Source organism: Faecalicatena orotica (assembly GCF_003149245.1).
Lineage (GTDB): Bacteria > Bacillota > Clostridia > Lachnospirales > Lachnospiraceae > Faecalicatena_A > Faecalicatena_A orotica.
Map to the genome: position 1 here is coordinate 21148 of NZ_QGDL01000003.1, position 16521 is coordinate 37668.

A 16521-nucleotide genomic window follows, 5' to 3' on the forward strand; every position below is an offset into this window, starting at 1 on the left:
GTACTTCCCCGCTAAACGCCCGCCCCCGAAACCACCCCCGCCTCCTGAATGGCGTCCCCCCTCCAAACAGAAATTTTTTCACCCCACCGCCACTTTTTTGTGGTATAATGGGCGTATGAATGTAAAGGAGGTTTTTTCATGAAAGTTTCAGAGAGAGTTGAAAAGCTCCGTCAGTTGATGGAGGAGAAAGGCATGGATGCATACATCGTGCCAACGGCTGATTACCACCAGAGTGAATATGTTGGGGAACACTTCAAGGTAAGGGCATTTATGACTGGTTTTACAGGGTCCGCAGGGACAGCCGTATTCACAAAGGATGAAGCGGGAATGTGGACAGATGGAAGATATTTCATTCAGGCTTCACAGCAGATGGAAGGGACAGGTGTTATGCTTCGCAAGATGGGCGAACCGGGAGTGCCTTCTGTCGAGGAATATCTGAAAGAAACATTAGGTGAAAACTGTGTGATTGGTTTTGACGGACGCACTGTTGGAGTGGATGAAGGACAGGTTTATGCTGATATTGCGGCAGAAAAGAAGGGCAGTGTGATCTATGATTATGATCTCGTGGATGAGATCTGGGAAGACAGACCGCCGCTTTCTGAGAAACCGGCATTCCTTCTGGATGTAAAGTATGCAGGCGAGACTGTTGCTTCCAAGCTGGAACGCGTACGGGCTGCGATGAAGGAGGCAGGGGCTAATACACATATCATTACAAGTCTGGATGATACGGGCTGGCTTTTGAATGTAAGGGGAGATGATGTTGAATACTTCCCGCTGCTTCTTTCTTATACGGTTGTAAAAATGGATTCGGTTGAGCTTTATGTGGACGAGCGTAAGCTGAATGATGAAATCAAGGCGGAATTTGAGAAAAATCATGTTTGTATACATGCATACAATGATGTTTATGAGGCTGTCAAAAAGCTCGGAGCAGATGATGTGGTTATGATTGACCCGAGAAGAATGAATTATGCCCTGTATAATAACATTCCTGACAGTGTCCAGACTGTAAAACAGGAGAACCCTACCATTCTTATGAAAGCAGTCAAGAATGACGTTGAGGTTGAGAATATCAAAAAGGCACATATCAAAGACGGAGTGGCACATACGAAGTTTATGTACTGGCTGAAGAAAAATGTGGGCAAGATTGAGATGACGGAGTTAAGCGCATCTGATAAACTGGAAGAATTCCGTGCAGAGCAGGATAATTTCCTCTGGCCAAGTTTCGAACCAATCTGTGCCTATAAGGAACATGGGGCGATTGTACATTATACATCTACCCCGGAGACAAATGTTGAACTGAAGGAAGGCGCGCTGTTCCTGACAGACACCGGCGGACATTATTACGAAGGTTCAACAGACATTACGCGTACGGTTGCATTAGGTGAAGTGAGCCAGATTGAAAAAGACCACTTTACAGCCGTAGCGGTCAGCATGCTGAATCTGGCGGATGTGAAGTTCCTGTACGGGTGCTCAGGAATGAATCTGGACTATGTGGCAAGAGAACCATTCTGGAGACAGAACTTAAACTTCAACCACGGTACGGGACACGGAGTAGGCTACCTCGGAAATATCCATGAGCCGCCGACAGGTTTCCGCTGGCAGTTCCGTCCGAATGAGATCCATCCTTTCGAAGCGAACATGATCATTACTGACGAGCCGGGAATCTACATTGAAGGTTCTCACGGAATCCGTACAGAAAATGAACTTCTCGTATGCAACGGTGAAAAGAACGAATACGGACAGTTCATGTACTTCGAACCAATCACATTCGTACCGATCGATCTGGATGCGATTAATCCGGACCTGATGTCAGTAAAAGAGAAACAACTCTTAAATGATTATCATAAGAAGGTATACGAATTGATTGCACCACACCTGACAGAGGAAGAGCAGGAGTGGCTGAAAGAATATACAAGAGAAATCTAAGGGACGGGTCAGACAGATCCGGACCTGATATTAAAGGACACGAGGGCTGTGCCGCATTTTCCGTAAGGAAATGCAGCACAGCCCTGTTCTTGTTCAGCATTACTATTGACGGCCACAGGCCATGTATAAGCGGTCTGGCCTCTTTTTGCGTAATAGCGCCTTGCAAACAAATTGAGGGTATTGTATAATCAGAATGATGTTGGGGTCAAAAGGTATTTTGAACCGGGAAGAGGAATGAATGTGAGCGGAAATAAAGTAAACACGAATGAGAGCGGCACGAACGAACTGCTGCTTCGAATTGAAGAGAAATATAAAAAACTCAGCAAGGGGCAGAAGCGTCTCGCCAATTATGTCTGTGAAAATTATGATAAAGCGGTTTTCCTGACGGCCGCAAAGCTGGGGGAAATTGTCGGTGTCAGTGAGTCCACAGTGGTGCGTTTTGCAACTCAGCTGGGTTACAAGGGATATCCGGGATTCCAGAAGGCTTTGGAGGAACTGGTCCGTAATAAGCTGAATTCAATCCAGAGAATGGAAGTGACATATGGGCGAATCAGCCAGTCTGAGATACTGGCAACTGTCCTGCAGTCCGATATAGATAAGATCAAGCTGACACTCGCAGGGATTGACCAGAAGGTCTTTGAACTTGCCATTGACACCATTCTGAATGCAAAGAGGATCTATGTGATCGGGATCAGAAGCTGTGCGCCGCTGGCGGCATTTTTAAGCTTTTACCTGAATCTGATTTGTGAGAGTGTAACAGCAGTGAATACAAACAGCTCCAGTGAAATATTTGAGCAGTTGATCCGGATTAATGCGGATGATGTGATCATCGGCATCAGTTTTCCGCGCTATTCCATGCGTACCCTGAAAGCACTTGAGTTTGCCAGCAACCGGAAGGCCAAGGTGATTACACTGACAGACAGCGTGCATTCTCCTATGACACTGTATTCTTCCTGCAACCTGATTGCCAGAAGTGATATGGCGTCTATCGTGGATTCCCTTGTGGCACCCCTCAGTGTTGTGAATGCGCTCGTGGTGGCCCTCTGTATGAAGAAGCAGAAGGAAGTCGTCACCACGCTTGAGACACTGGAAGAGATATGGGATGAGTACCAGGTGTACAGTGGTGATGAGCTGAACCATGTCAACGATAAACTTCCTGTTGTGCCGGAAAATTTGGAAGGGAAGACAGATGAGTAAAATACAGATTATAGGCGGCGGCGCCGCAGGAATGATGGCAGGGATATTTGCCGCAAGGAACGGGCATGAGGTCCATATATATGAAAAAAACGAAAAGCTTGGAAAGAAACTCTTTATTACGGGGAAGGGGCGCTGCAATATAACGAATGCCGGTGACATGGACACTCTTTTTGCGTCTGTGATGACAAATCCGAAGTTTCTTTATAGTGGTTTTTACAGCTTTACAAATGAACAGGCAATCCATTTTTTTGAAGAATTAGGCGTGAAAACAAAAGTTGAACGGGGGAACAGGGTATTTCCCCAGTCTGACCATTCCTCGGATGTTATCGGGGCTATGCAAAGAGAACTTAAAAGGCTGCACACACAGATCCACCTGCACTGTAATGTGAAGGAAATACGGGTAAAAGACGGCTGTTATCACAGTCTGCTTCTTTCTGACGGAAAGGAATTGGAAGGAGATGCCTGTATCGTTGCGACAGGGGGAGTCTCATATCCGGCTACGGGGTCTACCGGGGACGGCTATCGTTTTGCCAGAGAGTCAGGACACCGTGTCACAGAGCTTCTGCCTTCTCTTGTGCCGGTCGAGGCTAAAGAGGATGATGTGAAGGCTTTACAAGGTCTTTCCCTTCGCAATGTGAATGCCCGCATCTATGACGGGAAAAAGAAGATATATGAAGAATTCGGCGAAATGCTGTTTACACATTATGGCGTGAGCGGCCCGGTTATCATCAGTGCCAGCAGTGTGATAGGGAAGGCCTTAAAAAAGCGCAGCCTCAGACTTCTGATCGACTTAAAGCCGGCATTGACTTTTGAACAGCTTGATGCAAGAGTGTTGCGGGACTTTGAAGAGAACAGGAATAAGCAGTTTAAGAATGCAGTAGATAAACTCTTTCCAGCGAAATTAAAGCCGGTGATGATAGAACGCAGCGGGATCGATCCGGAGAAGAAGGTAAATGAGGTCAGCAGAGAGGAAAGGCAGCATTTTGCTGCCCTGATCAAGAACTTTGAGGTCACCCTTGTGAAACTGAGAGATTTTAAAGAAGCGATTATTACCAAGGGCGGTGTGGATGTGAAGGAGATTGATCCGGGCACGATGGAATCCAGACTCGTTCCGGGACTGTATTTTATTGGCGAAGTGTTGGATCTGGATGCCCTGACAGGCGGGTTTAATCTGCAGATTGCATGGTCTACGGCATACCTTGCCGGTATTTCTGTCTAAAGCAGAAAGTATACAGGATATAAGGAGGATATATAATGGGATATAATGTAGCAATAGACGGACCGGCAGGGGCCGGTAAAAGTACGATTGCAAAACTGGTTGCAAAAGAAAAAGGATATATATATGTAGATACAGGGGCGATGTACCGCGCTCTTGCGGTTCATTTTCTGGAATGCGGCATTCGTCCGGAGGATACGTTAGGGATCGTTGGAGCCTGTAAAGATGCAGATGTCAGTATTAAATATCAGGACAATGTCCAGCAGGTTTATTTAAATGGGAAGAATGTAACGTCCAGACTGAGAGAGGAAAGTGTCGGAAATATGGCATCCGTTAGTTCAGCGGTGCCTAAAGTGCGTGAAAAGCTTCTGGAACTGCAGCGGGGGCTGGCAAGATCGGAAGATGTGATTATGGACGGACGGGATATCGGGACGAATATCCTTCCTGATGCGGATGTGAAGATTTATCTGACGGCCAGTGTTGCAACACGGGCAAAGAGACGTTATGATGAACTCAGGGAAAAAGGGATCGAATGTGATTATAACGAAATCGCCCGAGATATCGAGGAGCGCGACAGAAGGGATATGAGCCGTGAGACTGCCCCTCTTAAACAGGCAGAGGATGCAGTCCTTGTCGACAGTTCTGAGATGACGATTGAAGAAGTTGTAAAAGAGATTATCAGACACTGCAGGTAAATAGGTCGCAGATACGAAATAGTAACAGGCATAAAGCAAGAAAGGGAAAAGGATGGAAATCATTCGTGCAAAGACGGCGGGCTTCTGTTTTGGCGTCAGACGGGCCGTAGAAACCGTGTATAAACAGTTAGAAAAGAATGGCGGGGAAAACACCGGCATCTATACCTTTGGCCCGATTATCCACAACGAAGAGGTTGTGAAGGATATGGAGAAAAAAGGGGTCAGGGTGCTCCGGACAGAAGAAGAACTAAAACAGCTGGAAAAAGGAACCGTAATCATCCGTTCACACGGGGTGGCGGAACAGGTTTACAGGGAGATGGAGGCAAACGGTCTGGAAATTATTGATGCAACCTGTCCTTTTGTAAAAAAAATCCATAATATTGTAAAAAAAGAGAGCGGCGAAGGAAAACACATCGTGATTATCGGGAACCCGGACCACCCTGAAGTGGAGGGAATCCGCGGCTGGGCAGGGGCTGATGTGACCGTCGTACAGACACCTGAAGAGGCTGAAAAATTTTCCGCCGGAGAGGGAAAGAAGGTCTGTATTGTCTCCCAGACGACATTTAATTACAATAAATTTAAAGAATTAGTTGAAATTCTTTCAAAAAAGAGTTATGATGTAAGTGTTTTAAATACAATCTGCAATGCAACGAAAGAGCGTCAGACCGAAGCTCGCAGTATTGCGGAAGAGGTGGATGCTATGATAGTGATTGGTGACAAACATAGTTCCAACACCCAGAAGTTATTTGAAATATGTCAGAACGCATGTAAAGATACGTACTATATACAGACACTTGACGATTTGGATTTGAATCAATTAGGGTCAGTGGAAACAGTAGGTATTACAGCAGGGGCATCCACGCCCAACAATATAATTGAGGAGGTTCAAAATAATGTCAGAATTATCTTTTGAACAAATGTTAGACGAATCATTTAAAACAATTCACAACGGAGAGGTAGTAGATGGGACAGTCATTGACGTGAAGCCGGACGAGATTATCCTGAATATCGGATGTAAAGCGGATGGTATCATATCTAAGAGTGAGTATTCCAACGATCAGTCATTAGATCTGACAACTGTTGTAAAAGTTGGTGATCCGATGACAGTGAAGGTATTAAAGGTGAACGACGGCGAAGGCCAGATGTTGCTGACTTATAAGAGACTTGCTGCTGAAAAGGGAAATGAGAGGTTAAGAGAGGCTTATGAGAACAAAGAAGTTCTGAAGGCTACAGTAACTCAGATCCTTGGTGGTGGATTATGTGCGACAGTTGAAGAAGCACGTGTATTCATTCCGGCAAGCCTTGTTTCTGATTCTTATGAGAAGGACCTGAGCAAATATGAAGGCCAGGAGATTGAATTTGTAATCAGCGAATTCAACCCGAGAAGAAACCGCGTGATCGGTGACAGAAGACAGCTTCTCGTTGCAGAGAGAGCAGAGAGACAGAAAGAGTTGTTTGCTAAGCTGCAGATTGGCGATACAATTGAAGGAACTGTTAAGAATGTAACAGACTTTGGAGCATTTATTGACCTCGGCGGTGTTGACGGACTGTTACATATCTCTGAGATGTCATGGGGAAGAGTTGAGAATCCTAAGAAAGTCTTCCAGGTTGGAGATGTGTTAAAAGTTCTTGTAAAAGACATCAATGATACAAAGGTTGCACTCAGCCTGAAGTTCCCGGAGACGAATCCGTGGGCTAATGCTACAGAGGATTTTGCAGTAGGCACAGTTATTACAGGAAAAGTTGCACGTATGACAGATTTCGGAGCATTTGTTGAGCTTGCGCCGGGAGTTGACGCACTGCTTCACGTTTCCCAGATTTCGAGGGCACATGTTGAGAAACCGTCTGATGTACTTTCTATCGGACAGGAAATTACGGCTAAGATTGTGGACCTGAATGAGGCAGATAAGAAGATCAGCCTGAGCATGAAGGCTCTGGAAGAGCCTGAGGCACAGGAGTATACAGAAGAGTAGTATATGTTTTAACATCTATATGGGACTTTGAGATAGAGGCTGACAAGCCTCTATCTTTGTTTTGTGGTAAATGTTAAAAAAACGACAAGATGTATGGATTTATGTGCAATAAAATATGTGAATTTACTGGATTTTGCATACAATTTTTAGTACAATACTATTATTGCGATAAGAGAAAGGAAGGTAGTAAAGAATGGGACTTTTAACTTTTAAAGGCGGAATACATCCAAATGACGGTAAAAGTCTGGCAAAGGATCAGGCGATTGCAGAAGTACTGCCGAAAGGCGATTTGGTATATCCGCTTTCACAGCATATCGGTGCCCCTGCAAGTCCGGTTGTACAAAAGGGCGACCATGTGTTAAAAGGCCAGAAGATTGCTGAAGCTGGCGGATTTGTTTCCGCACCAGTTTATGCGTCTGTTTCAGGTACTGTCAAAGGCCTGGAAAAGCATTTCAATCCGACAGGGAGCAAAGTGGATTGTATCGTAATTGAAAACGATGGGGAATATGCAGAGGTAGAGTATCCTGAAGTGAAGCCGCTTAATGAGCTTACGAAGGAAGAAGTCATCAAAATGATCGGTGATGCCGGAATTGTCGGAATGGGTGGTGCCGGATTCCCTACAAGAGTGAAGCTTTCTCCGAAAGAACCTGACAAGATTGAATATATCATAGCGAACTGTGCAGAATGCGAACCGTACATAACAGCAGACTACCGGAGAATGTTAGAGAATACAGAAGAGCTGGTAAGTGGTATGAGGGTTATATTATCCTTGTTTGAAAATGCAAAAGGTATATTCGGTGTAGAAGACAATAAAAAGGACTGTATTGAGAAATTAAAAGAGGCAGTTAAGGATGAACCGCGTATGGAGGTCAATGTGCTGCAGACGAAATATCCGCAGGGGGCTGAGCGCCAGCTGATCTACGCGGTAACGAAGCGTGCCATAAATTCTGCGATGCTTCCGGCTGATGCGGGCTGTATCGTGGATAACGTGGAGACTCTTGTGAGCATCCATCGTGCCGTGGTAGAAGGAAAACCTCTTATGGAGCGTGTCGTGACAGTCAGCGGTAATGCGGTTGCAAAGCCAGGCAACTTCAGGGTACTTTTAGGAACGAACCAGCAGGAGCTTGTTGAGGCTGCCGGCGGGTTTAAGACAGAGCCGAAGAAAGTGATTTCAGGCGGCCCGATGATGGGATTTGCAATGATGACCCTGGATACCCCGGTCACAAAGACATCTTCCTCCATCCTTGGATTTACAGAGGATGAAGTGGAGAAGGCAAAACCAGGTCCCTGCATCAACTGCGGACGGTGTGTGGAAATATGCCCGAGCAGAATTATTCCGTCCAGACTTGCGGATTATGCGGAGAGACACGATGAAGAGACCTTTACTGCACAGAACGGACTGGAGTGTGTGGAATGCGGTTCCTGCAGTTATGTCTGTCCGGCAAAAAGACCGCTGAAGCAGTCAATTGGTTCTATGCGCAAGATTGCTCTCGCGAACAGAAAGAAAAAATAACGAAAGAGGTGAATCAAAAGTGAACGAGAATTATAACATATCATCTTCACCGCATATACGAGACAAGGCAACCACAAGCAATATCATGCTGTATGTTGTGATTGCGCTTCTGCCGGCAACAATCTTTGGAATCTATAATTTCAGACACGAAAATGCATGGCTTCTGGTTGCAGTTACGACGGGAACTGCGGTGTTGACTGAGTACTTATATGAGAGGCTGATGCATAAGCCGATCACAATCAAAGATTTCAGTGCGGTTGTCACAGGACTTTTGCTGGCATTGAATCTGCCGCCGACACTCCCGTTATGGATGGGGGCGCTTGGTTCCGTATTTGCTATCATAGTGGTAAAACAGCTTTTTGGCGGCCTGGGGCAGAACTTTATGAACCCGGCACTGGGAGCGAGATGTTTCCTGCTTATTTCTTTTACGGGGCGTATGACCTACTTTGTATATGATGGTGTCACAGGCGCAACACCGCTTGCACAGCTCAAAGCGGGTGAGGCAGTGAACACAATGGATATGCTGATGGGGAATATCCGTGGTACGATTGGTGAGACTTCCGTGCTTGCAATCATGATTGGTGCCATGTTCCTTCTTCTGATGGGGATTATTGATTTAAGGATACCCGGTACATATCTTGTAACATTTGTCATTTTCATTACGATTTTCGGCGGACACGGGCTTGACCCGCAGTACATCACCGCACATCTCTGCGGAGGCGGCCTGATGCTGGGGGCATGGTTCATGGCTACGGATTATGTTACTTCGCCTATTACAAAACGGGGGCAGATTGTATATGGTGTCTGTTTAGGTCTATTGACCGGTCTTTTCAGACTGTTTGGCGGATCGGCAGAGGGTGTGTCTTATGCGATCATCATCAGTAACCTTTTAGTACCGCTGATCGAAAAGGTTACTCTTCCAAAACCATTCGGTAAAGGAGGAGAAAAATAATGAATAAAATAGTAAAGAACACATTGATACTCACGATAATTACTCTGGTCGCAGGAACACTTCTGGGCCTCGTCTATGAAGTGACAAAAGCTCCTATCGCCAAGGCGCAGGAGAATGCAAAGCAGGAAGCGTATAAGACGGTCCTTGCAGATGCGGCTGTATTTGAAGAGTATGCGGATTTTAATGAAAATGAGGCGGCCAAAGTGTTAAAAGAAGGCGGCTATACAGGGGATGACATCACAGAAGTAGCCGTAGCAAAAGACGAGAACGGCGAAGATTTGGGATATGTTGTGACTGTAACTTCTCATGAGGGTTACGGCGGGGATATCAAGATTTCTGTCGGAATCTTAAGCGACGGTACTGTGAAGGGAATCGAGATGCTTTCGATCAGTGAAACAGCCGGACTTGGTATGAAATCCACGGAACCTGCGTTTAAGGACCAGTTCAAGGATAAGCAGGTCGAAAAGTTTTCCTATACAAAGACCGGTGAGAAGGGCGATGACAAGATTGATGCGCTCAGTGGCGCCACAATCACGACAAACGCCGTAACGAATGCGGTAGACTCTGCCCTGGTATATTTTCAGAATGTGTTAGGAGGTAGTGTCAATGAATAAGTATACGGAAAGACTGTATAACGGTCTGATCAAAGAAAACCCTACCTTCGTGCTGATGCTTGGTATGTGTCCTACACTGGCGGTTACAACGTCGGCGATCAATGGAATCGGTATGGGACTCTCAACAACAGTTGTACTTGTATTATCCAATATGCTAATATCCATGCTGAGGAAGATTATCCCGGATTCCGTCAGAATGCCTGCATTTATCGTTGTCGTGGCATCCTTTGTAACGATGGTGCAGTTCCTGTTGGAAGGATTCGTCCCGAGTCTCTATGATTCACTGGGAATCTATATCCCTTTGATCGTTGTTAACTGTATTATCCTTGGAAGGGCCGAAAGCTATGCATCTAAGAATCCTGTTTTGCCATCCATATTTGACGGAATTGGTATGGGACTTGGATTTACGGTAGGTCTCACGGCAATTGGCCTTGTAAGAGAAATTATTGGTTCAGGAAAGGCATTCAACTTCCAGATCCTGCCAACATCCTATGAACCGGTCACAATCTTTATTCTGGCGCCCGGCGCGTTCTTCGTGCTTGCAGCCTTGACTGCCCTGCAGAACAAGTTCAAGAAGAAAGCGGCAGAAAAGGGTGATCCAATCGCTGAAAAGATCGGCTGCGGATCAGGATGTGCAACATGCGGGAAGAAAGAGACCTGCGGAGGTTCAATGTTTATAGATGTGACCCCGGAATCAAAGAAAACAGCAAAAAATGAGAAGGAATAGGAGGAGAGTGTAGATGAAAGAACTACTTTTAATTGCAGTTGGCGCTGCATTCGTGAATAACGTTGTACTCAGCCAGTTCCTTGGAATCTGTCCGTTCCTCGGTGTTTCTAAAAATGTAAAGACCGCAGGCGGTATGGGCGGTGCTGTTATTTTCGTTATTACAATTGCATCATTTGTAACAAGTTTAATTTATAAATTCATCCTTGTGCCGGCAAATTTTGAATATTTACAGACGATCGTCTTCATTCTTGTTATTGCGGCGCTTGTACAGTTTGTAGAGATGTTCCTGAAAAAGGCGATGCCGCCTTTGTATAATGCGCTTGGTGTTTACCTGCCGCTGATCACAACAAACTGTGCAGTGCTCGGTGTCGCGCTGACAAATGTCCAGAAAACATACAGTATTCTGGAAGGCGTGATTAACGGGATTGCAACAGCATTTGGTTTCCTTGTGGCGATCGTGCTGATGGCAGGTATCCGTGAGAAGATAGAGCACAATGATATCACGGAATCGTTTCAGGGAACTCCGATTGTCCTTGTAACTGCGGGACTGATGGCAATTGCATTTTTCGGATTTTCAGGATTAATTTAGGAGGGAAGAAACATGAGTATATCAGGAATTTTAATAGCTGCGGCAATCGTCGGCGGAACCGGATTATTCATCGGTGTCTTCCTTGGGATATCAGGAAAGAAGTTTGCGGTAGAAGTTGACGAAAGGGAAGAGGCTATTATGGGCGTGCTCCCGGGCAACAACTGCGGCGGCTGCGGCTATGCAGGATGTTCAGGTCTGGCGGCTGCAATCGTAGAAGGAAAGGCTGAAGTTAGCGGATGCCCGGTCGGCGGTGCACCTGTTGCGGCCCGTATCGGTGAGATTATGGGAATGGCGGCAGGAGATCAGGTTCGTCAGGTTGCATTCGTGAAATGTGCCGGTACCTGTGAAAAGGCGCAGAATAAATATGAGTATTTTGGAATCGAAGACTGCACTATGGTAAATATGATGCAGGATGGCGGACCAAAAGGCTGTGACTATGGATGTCTCGGTTATGGCACCTGTGTGAAGGCGTGCCCGTTCGATGCAATCCATATTATCGAAGGAATCGCAGTTGTAGACAAGGAAAAATGTAAGGCATGTTCTAAGTGTGTTGCAGCATGTCCGAAACATCTGATTGAGCTGATCCCGTATGATCAGAAGACATTTGTACAGTGTAATTCCAACGATAAAGGAAAAGCACTGATGGATGTCTGTCTGGTTGGCTGCATTGGCTGCCGTCTCTGTGTGAAGAACTGTGAGTTCGGTGCCGTGACAGTGACAGATAACCTGGCACACATTGATCCGGAGAAATGTACGAATTGCGGCGTTTGTGCCGACAAGTGCCCGAGAAAGATTATTACACCGAGAAAGATACCGATTTCATAAGAACTATAGCGGTAATGTCATTAGAAAACGCTGCATGGGAAGCTTAAGGCTTCCTGTATGCAGCGTTTTTGTTCCATAGAGAATGATTTATTAATTTATATAGTGCAGGCTGTAGTCATCTGTTACAAAGATGGCCCGTATGCCGTCCAGACTTTCAACCAGCTGGCTTCCCTGCTCAAGCCCCAGTGCGAAGCAGGCTGTACTCAGCCCGTCGCCATCCACAGACTGGTCGGAGATGATCGTTACCTGAAGCAGGTGGTTATCGAACGGATAACCTGTTTCCGGGTCAAGAAGGTGGTGGTAAATCTTACCGTCTTTCTTAAAATAACGTTCGTAGATCCCGGAGGAGACGACAGACTGGTCATGGATGTCGACAGTTGTGATGGCCTCATTCGTTTCAGCAAAGGGTTTCTGGATGCCAATGTGAAAATCGCTGCCATCCGTCTTACTTCCTATTGTAAGCAGGTTCCCGCCCAGATCGATCTGCCCGTGTTCGATGCCTTCACTTTTCAGCCAGGCTTTCAGCTTGTCTGCGATGAATCCTTTTGCGATACCTCCAAGGTCGATCGCTGCCTTCGGATCTTTCAGGGTGACAGTATTGCCTTCGACCAGAACATTTCTGTAGTCTATATGGCTTACGGCTTCATCAATGGAGGCTTCATCCGGAATATTGCCGGGATTGTTTTTGATATCCCAGAGTTCACTTAAGGGTGCAATTGTGATATCAAACCTTCCTCCTGAAAGCTGGCTATAGTACAGTCCTTTTTCAATCAGTTCGATAGTCTCGTCATCCACCTCGACAGGCTGTCCGTGTGCTGCATTGATCCTTGAAATATCGCTTGTATCAATCGTGCGGCTGAATAACTGTTCATAATCTGAGCACATTTCCTTGCAGTGATCGAGTATATCCTGACTGCCGCCCCATATTTTTATGGATATAATGGTGTCGAAATAAACACCGACTGTTTCGAGAGGTTCACTGGCGGGCGGAGTCGTGCAGCCGGTGAGTGAAAAAAGCATGGCTGCCGATACCAGGAACGGCAGCATATGTTTCGTAAATCTTTTCATAAGGTTCCTCTTTTCGTATAATACAATATCTGAATCATTATACCCATTTCAAAGGAAAATTACAATCGAACATGTGATTGTATTGTTCCTGTTCACACCGTAGTGTGAACAGGAACATTGCATTCTAAAAGTCGGTGTGCTATGATAATTGCTGGAGGCTGTGATGAAGAAAAATGATTTAATATTAGTTGGAATGATTTTATGTCTGGCTGCCGCGTTCATTGGTTACCAATTCCTGAAGGGGAAGAGTGTTAACGCAGATGTTGTGGTCACCGTTGATGGAGAGCCATATGGCAGATATGCACTGTCAGCGGACCAGATAATAGAGATAGACGGTACGAATACTCTCGAGATCAGGGACGGGAAGGCAGCTATGAAGGCCGCGGACTGTCCGGACAAGCTGTGTGTGCATCAGAAGGCAATCTCCAGAGACGGTGAGAGCATCATTTGTCTGCCGAATAAAGTGGTGGTAACCATTGAAGGCGGAGAAAAGAGTGAACTTGACGGGGTTGCGAAGTAGGAGGATGACCGGTGAAAAATAGAGCAGCATATTTTGGAGTATTCACGGCCCTCGCCCTTATTTTCAGCTATGTGGAAATGCTGATTCCGATTCAGTTCGGTGTGCCGGGGATTAAACTGGGGCTGGCGAATCTCCTGATCGTGATCATGTTATATAAATGCGGGCCGAAGGAGGCACTGCTTCTGTCCGTTGTCAGAATCGTCCTGTCCGGATTTATATTTGGAAATATGTTCAGTATTATATACAGTCTGGCCGGTGGGATTTTGAGCCTGGCGGTGATGGCGTTTCTGAAGGGGCGCGGCAGTTTCAGCGTGATGGGCGTCAGTATTGCCGGCGGCGTATGCCACAATATCGGACAGCTTGCCGTCGCAATGGCCGTTGTGGAGACATACCGGGTAGGTTACTATCTCCCGGTTCTTCTGATCGCCGGAATGCTGACCGGAATGCTGATCGGCATTGTGTCCAATGAGGTGTTGAAACGGATCAGGAATATCAATCTGTATTAAGGAGAAGGAAAGTTATGATTTCATATATTCGCGGCGAACTTGCCGCTGTAGAAAAAGAGAAAGTAATTGTGGATGTGGGGGGCGTCGGATACGGCATCTATATGCCCGGACAGGCACTTGCCGTGCTTCCACAGCCCGGCAGTGAGGTGAAGATCCATACATATCTGAATGTACGGGAGGATGCCATGCAGCTGTTTGGATTCCTGACAAGGGATGACCTGGAGATTTTTAAGCTTGTAATCGGCGTCAGCGGAATCGGTCCGAAGGGGGGATTAAGTATCTTATCGAAGCTCAGCCCGGATGATCTGAGGTATGCTGTTTTGTCCGGTGACGTCAAGGCCATCTCTGCTGCACCCGGGATCGGGAAGAAGACGGCGGAGAAGCTGATCATTGAATTAAAGGACAAGCTGGATATAGAGGATGTTTTAAACCATGCCATCGAAAGCGACAGGGCGCCGGATACGGATGTCTCAGGAGGGATTCAGTCTGAGGCAGTGCAGGCACTGGTGGCACTTGGTTATGGAAGCACCGAGAGTCTGCGTGCTGTCAGACAGGTGGAGCTGGAGAATGCTTCAGTAGAAGATGTACTGAAAGAAGCTTTAAAGAAAATGCTTTAAAGATATAGAGGGAGAGTATGGGAAAAAGAATTATCACTACGGAAAATCTGGAAGAAGACATTAAGATCGAAAGCAGTCTCAGGCCCCAGTTTCTGGAGGACTATATCGGACAGGAGAAGGCGAAGGAGACACTGAACATATATATTAAGGCCGCGAAGGAGAGGCACGAAGCATTGGACCATGTTCTTTTTTACGGCCCTCCGGGGCTTGGAAAGACAACACTTGCAGGTATTATTGCAAATGAGATGGGTGTGAATATTAAGATTACATCTGGTCCCGCAATTGAAAAACCGGGGGAAATGGCGGCTATCCTGAATAATCTTCAGGAAAGCGATGTTTTGTTCGTGGATGAGATCCACCGCCTGAACCGCCAGGTGGAAGAGGTTCTGTACCCGGCTATGGAGGATTATGCCATAGACATTATGATAGGAAAGGGCGCTACCGCCCGTTCGATCCGGCTGGACCTGCCAAAGTTTACACTGGTTGGGGCCACGACAAGGGCCGGGATGCTGACTGCGCCATTAAGGGACCGGTTTGGCGTTGTCAATCATCTGGAGTTCTATACGGAACAAGAATTAAAGACCATTATCCTGCGGTCGGCACACGTGCTCGGAGTAGAGATTGACGAGAAGGGGGCCCTGGAACTTGCAAAACGCTCCAGAGGCACGCCGAGGCTGGCAAACCGCCTGCTGAAAAGAGTCAGGGACTTCGCACAGGTCAAATATGACGGTGTGATCACGGAGGCAGTAGCCAATTACGCCCTTGATCTGCTGGATGTCGATAAATATGGTCTGGACCACATAGACAGGAACATCCTGCTGACTATGATCGAGAAGTTCCAGGGCGGGCCTGTCGGCCTGGAGACACTGGCGGCTACCATTTCAGAGGATGCAGGCACGCTTGAGGACGTCTACGAGCCTTATTTGCTGAAAAGCGGATTTATACAGCGGACCCCCCGTGGAAGAGTGGCGACGGAGATGGCATATGCCCATCTCGGCATTCCGTTTCCTTAAATAAGGAGCCCGTGCCTTTGGGGAGGAAAAGGAAATAACTTGAAAAAATGGTTGGTTTTTGTATTCATATAGTTTATAATAACAGATAAGAAACGCGAGGAGGATGCTATGAGTTCAGCTAAACATTATACGGAAGTTTTAATTGGAGGAAAGGTCTACACATTGAGCGGCTTTGAGGGTGAGGAATACCTTCAAAAAGTTTCTTCCTATCTGAACCATAAAATTACAGAATGTGCCAACAGTGAAGGATTCAGACGGCAGAGCTCTGATACCCGGAACGTACTCCTTGCCCTGAACATCGCAGATGACTACTTTAAAGCGAAGAAACAGGGTGATTCCCTTGAAAGTGATATCGAACTGAAAGACAAAGAGATGTACGACCTGAAGCACGAATTGATATCTGTTCAGATTAAGCTTGAGAATGCTGAAAAAGAACTGGCGAAGATGAAGGAAGAGAATAATGACCTGCAGATGCAGATCGTAAAATTAGAGACCGAGATGAAGAACCGCAGGAAATAGGGATAGGCTGTCTTAAGACAGCTTATTTCATCTTATGGACAACTTTGCTAT

Annotated in this window: 18 protein-coding genes; 17 read left to right on the plus strand and 1 reads right to left on the minus strand. The window is 46.3% G+C overall.

Features of this window, described 5'->3' with window-relative positions:
- Positions 1-138 precede the first annotated feature (138 nt).
- The 12 genes from A8806_RS05875 to A8806_RS05930 all read left to right on the plus strand — a co-directional run bounded on the left by A8806_RS05875 (position 139) and on the right by A8806_RS05930 (position 12227).
- Positions 139-1926, plus strand: a complete 1788-nt coding sequence (locus A8806_RS05875) for an aminopeptidase P family N-terminal domain-containing protein (RefSeq protein WP_109730264.1) — start codon at positions 139-141, stop codon at positions 1924-1926.
- Positions 1927-2166: 240 nt separating this feature from the next.
- Positions 2167-3123 carry a MurR/RpiR family transcriptional regulator gene (locus A8806_RS05880; protein ID WP_330405264.1) on the plus strand — a complete coding sequence of 319 codons (957 nt, stop codon included), beginning with the start codon at positions 2167-2169 and terminating at the stop codon, positions 3121-3123.
- Positions 3116-4342 (plus strand): BaiN/RdsA family NAD(P)/FAD-dependent oxidoreductase, encoded by a 1227-nt coding sequence (locus A8806_RS05885; RefSeq protein WP_109730266.1) that lies wholly within the window; start codon positions 3116-3118, stop codon positions 4340-4342. Before A8806_RS05880 ends, A8806_RS05885 begins: the two co-directional genes overlap by 8 nt.
- A gap of 35 nt (positions 4343-4377) precedes the next feature.
- Complete coding sequence (gene cmk / locus A8806_RS05890) at positions 4378-5034, plus strand: (d)CMP kinase (protein ID WP_109730267.1); 657 nt, start codon at positions 4378-4380, stop codon at positions 5032-5034.
- 52 nt (positions 5035-5086) lie between these two features.
- Positions 5087-5947, plus strand: a complete 861-nt coding sequence (ispH, locus tag A8806_RS05895; protein ID WP_109730268.1) for a 4-hydroxy-3-methylbut-2-enyl diphosphate reductase — start codon at positions 5087-5089, stop codon at positions 5945-5947.
- A complete protein-coding gene (gene rpsA, locus A8806_RS05900; RefSeq protein ID WP_109730269.1) occupies positions 5928-7007 on the plus strand; it encodes a 30S ribosomal protein S1 in 1080 nt (359 codons plus the stop codon). Before ispH ends, rpsA begins: the two co-directional genes overlap by 20 nt.
- A 193-nt stretch (positions 7008-7200) precedes the next feature.
- Positions 7201-8520, plus strand: coding sequence for an electron transport complex subunit RsxC (rsxC, locus tag A8806_RS05905; RefSeq protein WP_109730270.1), 1320 nt, complete (start codon positions 7201-7203; stop codon positions 8518-8520).
- Positions 8521-8539: 19 nt separating this feature from the next.
- Complete coding sequence (locus tag A8806_RS05910; protein ID WP_109730271.1) at positions 8540-9472, plus strand: RnfABCDGE type electron transport complex subunit D; 933 nt, start codon at positions 8540-8542, stop codon at positions 9470-9472.
- Entirely contained in the window at positions 9472-10086 is a 615-nt protein-coding gene (locus tag A8806_RS05915) for an RnfABCDGE type electron transport complex subunit G (RefSeq protein WP_109730272.1), read from the plus strand. The genes A8806_RS05910 and A8806_RS05915 overlap by 1 nt, the downstream gene beginning before the upstream one ends.
- A complete protein-coding gene (rsxE, locus tag A8806_RS05920) occupies positions 10079-10813 on the plus strand; it encodes an electron transport complex subunit RsxE (RefSeq protein ID WP_109730273.1) in 735 nt (244 codons plus the stop codon). Before A8806_RS05915 ends, rsxE begins: the two co-directional genes overlap by 8 nt.
- 13 nt (positions 10814-10826) lie before the next feature.
- A complete protein-coding gene (locus A8806_RS05925; RefSeq protein WP_109730274.1) occupies positions 10827-11402 on the plus strand; it encodes an electron transport complex protein RnfA in 576 nt (191 codons plus the stop codon).
- A 12-nt stretch (positions 11403-11414) separates the two neighbouring features.
- Positions 11415-12227: an RnfABCDGE type electron transport complex subunit B gene (locus tag A8806_RS05930; RefSeq protein WP_109730275.1), complete on the plus strand. Its 813-nt coding sequence runs from the start codon at positions 11415-11417 to the stop codon at positions 12225-12227.
- 90 nt (positions 12228-12317) lie between these two features.
- Here A8806_RS05930 and A8806_RS05935 read toward each other — a convergent pair whose 3' ends face one another.
- Positions 12318-13295, minus strand: a complete 978-nt coding sequence (locus A8806_RS05935; protein ID WP_109730276.1) for an FAD:protein FMN transferase — start codon at positions 13293-13295, stop codon at positions 12318-12320.
- A gap of 163 nt (positions 13296-13458) precedes the next feature.
- On the opposite strand from A8806_RS05935, the gene A8806_RS05940 reads away from it, so the two are divergent.
- The 5 genes from A8806_RS05940 to A8806_RS05960 all read left to right on the plus strand — a co-directional run bounded on the left by A8806_RS05940 (position 13459) and on the right by A8806_RS05960 (position 16470).
- Complete coding sequence (locus A8806_RS05940) at positions 13459-13815, plus strand: NusG domain II-containing protein (protein ID WP_109730277.1); 357 nt, start codon at positions 13459-13461, stop codon at positions 13813-13815.
- A gap of 11 nt (positions 13816-13826) precedes the next feature.
- Positions 13827-14321: a Gx transporter family protein gene (locus tag A8806_RS05945; protein WP_109730278.1), complete on the plus strand. Its 495-nt coding sequence runs from the start codon at positions 13827-13829 to the stop codon at positions 14319-14321.
- 14 nt (positions 14322-14335) lie between these two features.
- Complete coding sequence (ruvA, locus tag A8806_RS05950) at positions 14336-14938, plus strand: Holliday junction branch migration protein RuvA (RefSeq protein WP_109730279.1); 603 nt, start codon at positions 14336-14338, stop codon at positions 14936-14938.
- 17 nt (positions 14939-14955) lie between these two features.
- Positions 14956-15951, plus strand: coding sequence for a Holliday junction branch migration DNA helicase RuvB (gene ruvB, locus A8806_RS05955; RefSeq protein WP_109730280.1), 996 nt, complete (start codon positions 14956-14958; stop codon positions 15949-15951).
- A gap of 108 nt (positions 15952-16059) precedes the next feature.
- A complete protein-coding gene (locus tag A8806_RS05960) occupies positions 16060-16470 on the plus strand; it encodes a cell division protein ZapA (RefSeq protein ID WP_109730281.1) in 411 nt (136 codons plus the stop codon).
- The last annotated feature ends 51 nt before the right edge of the window (positions 16471-16521 follow it).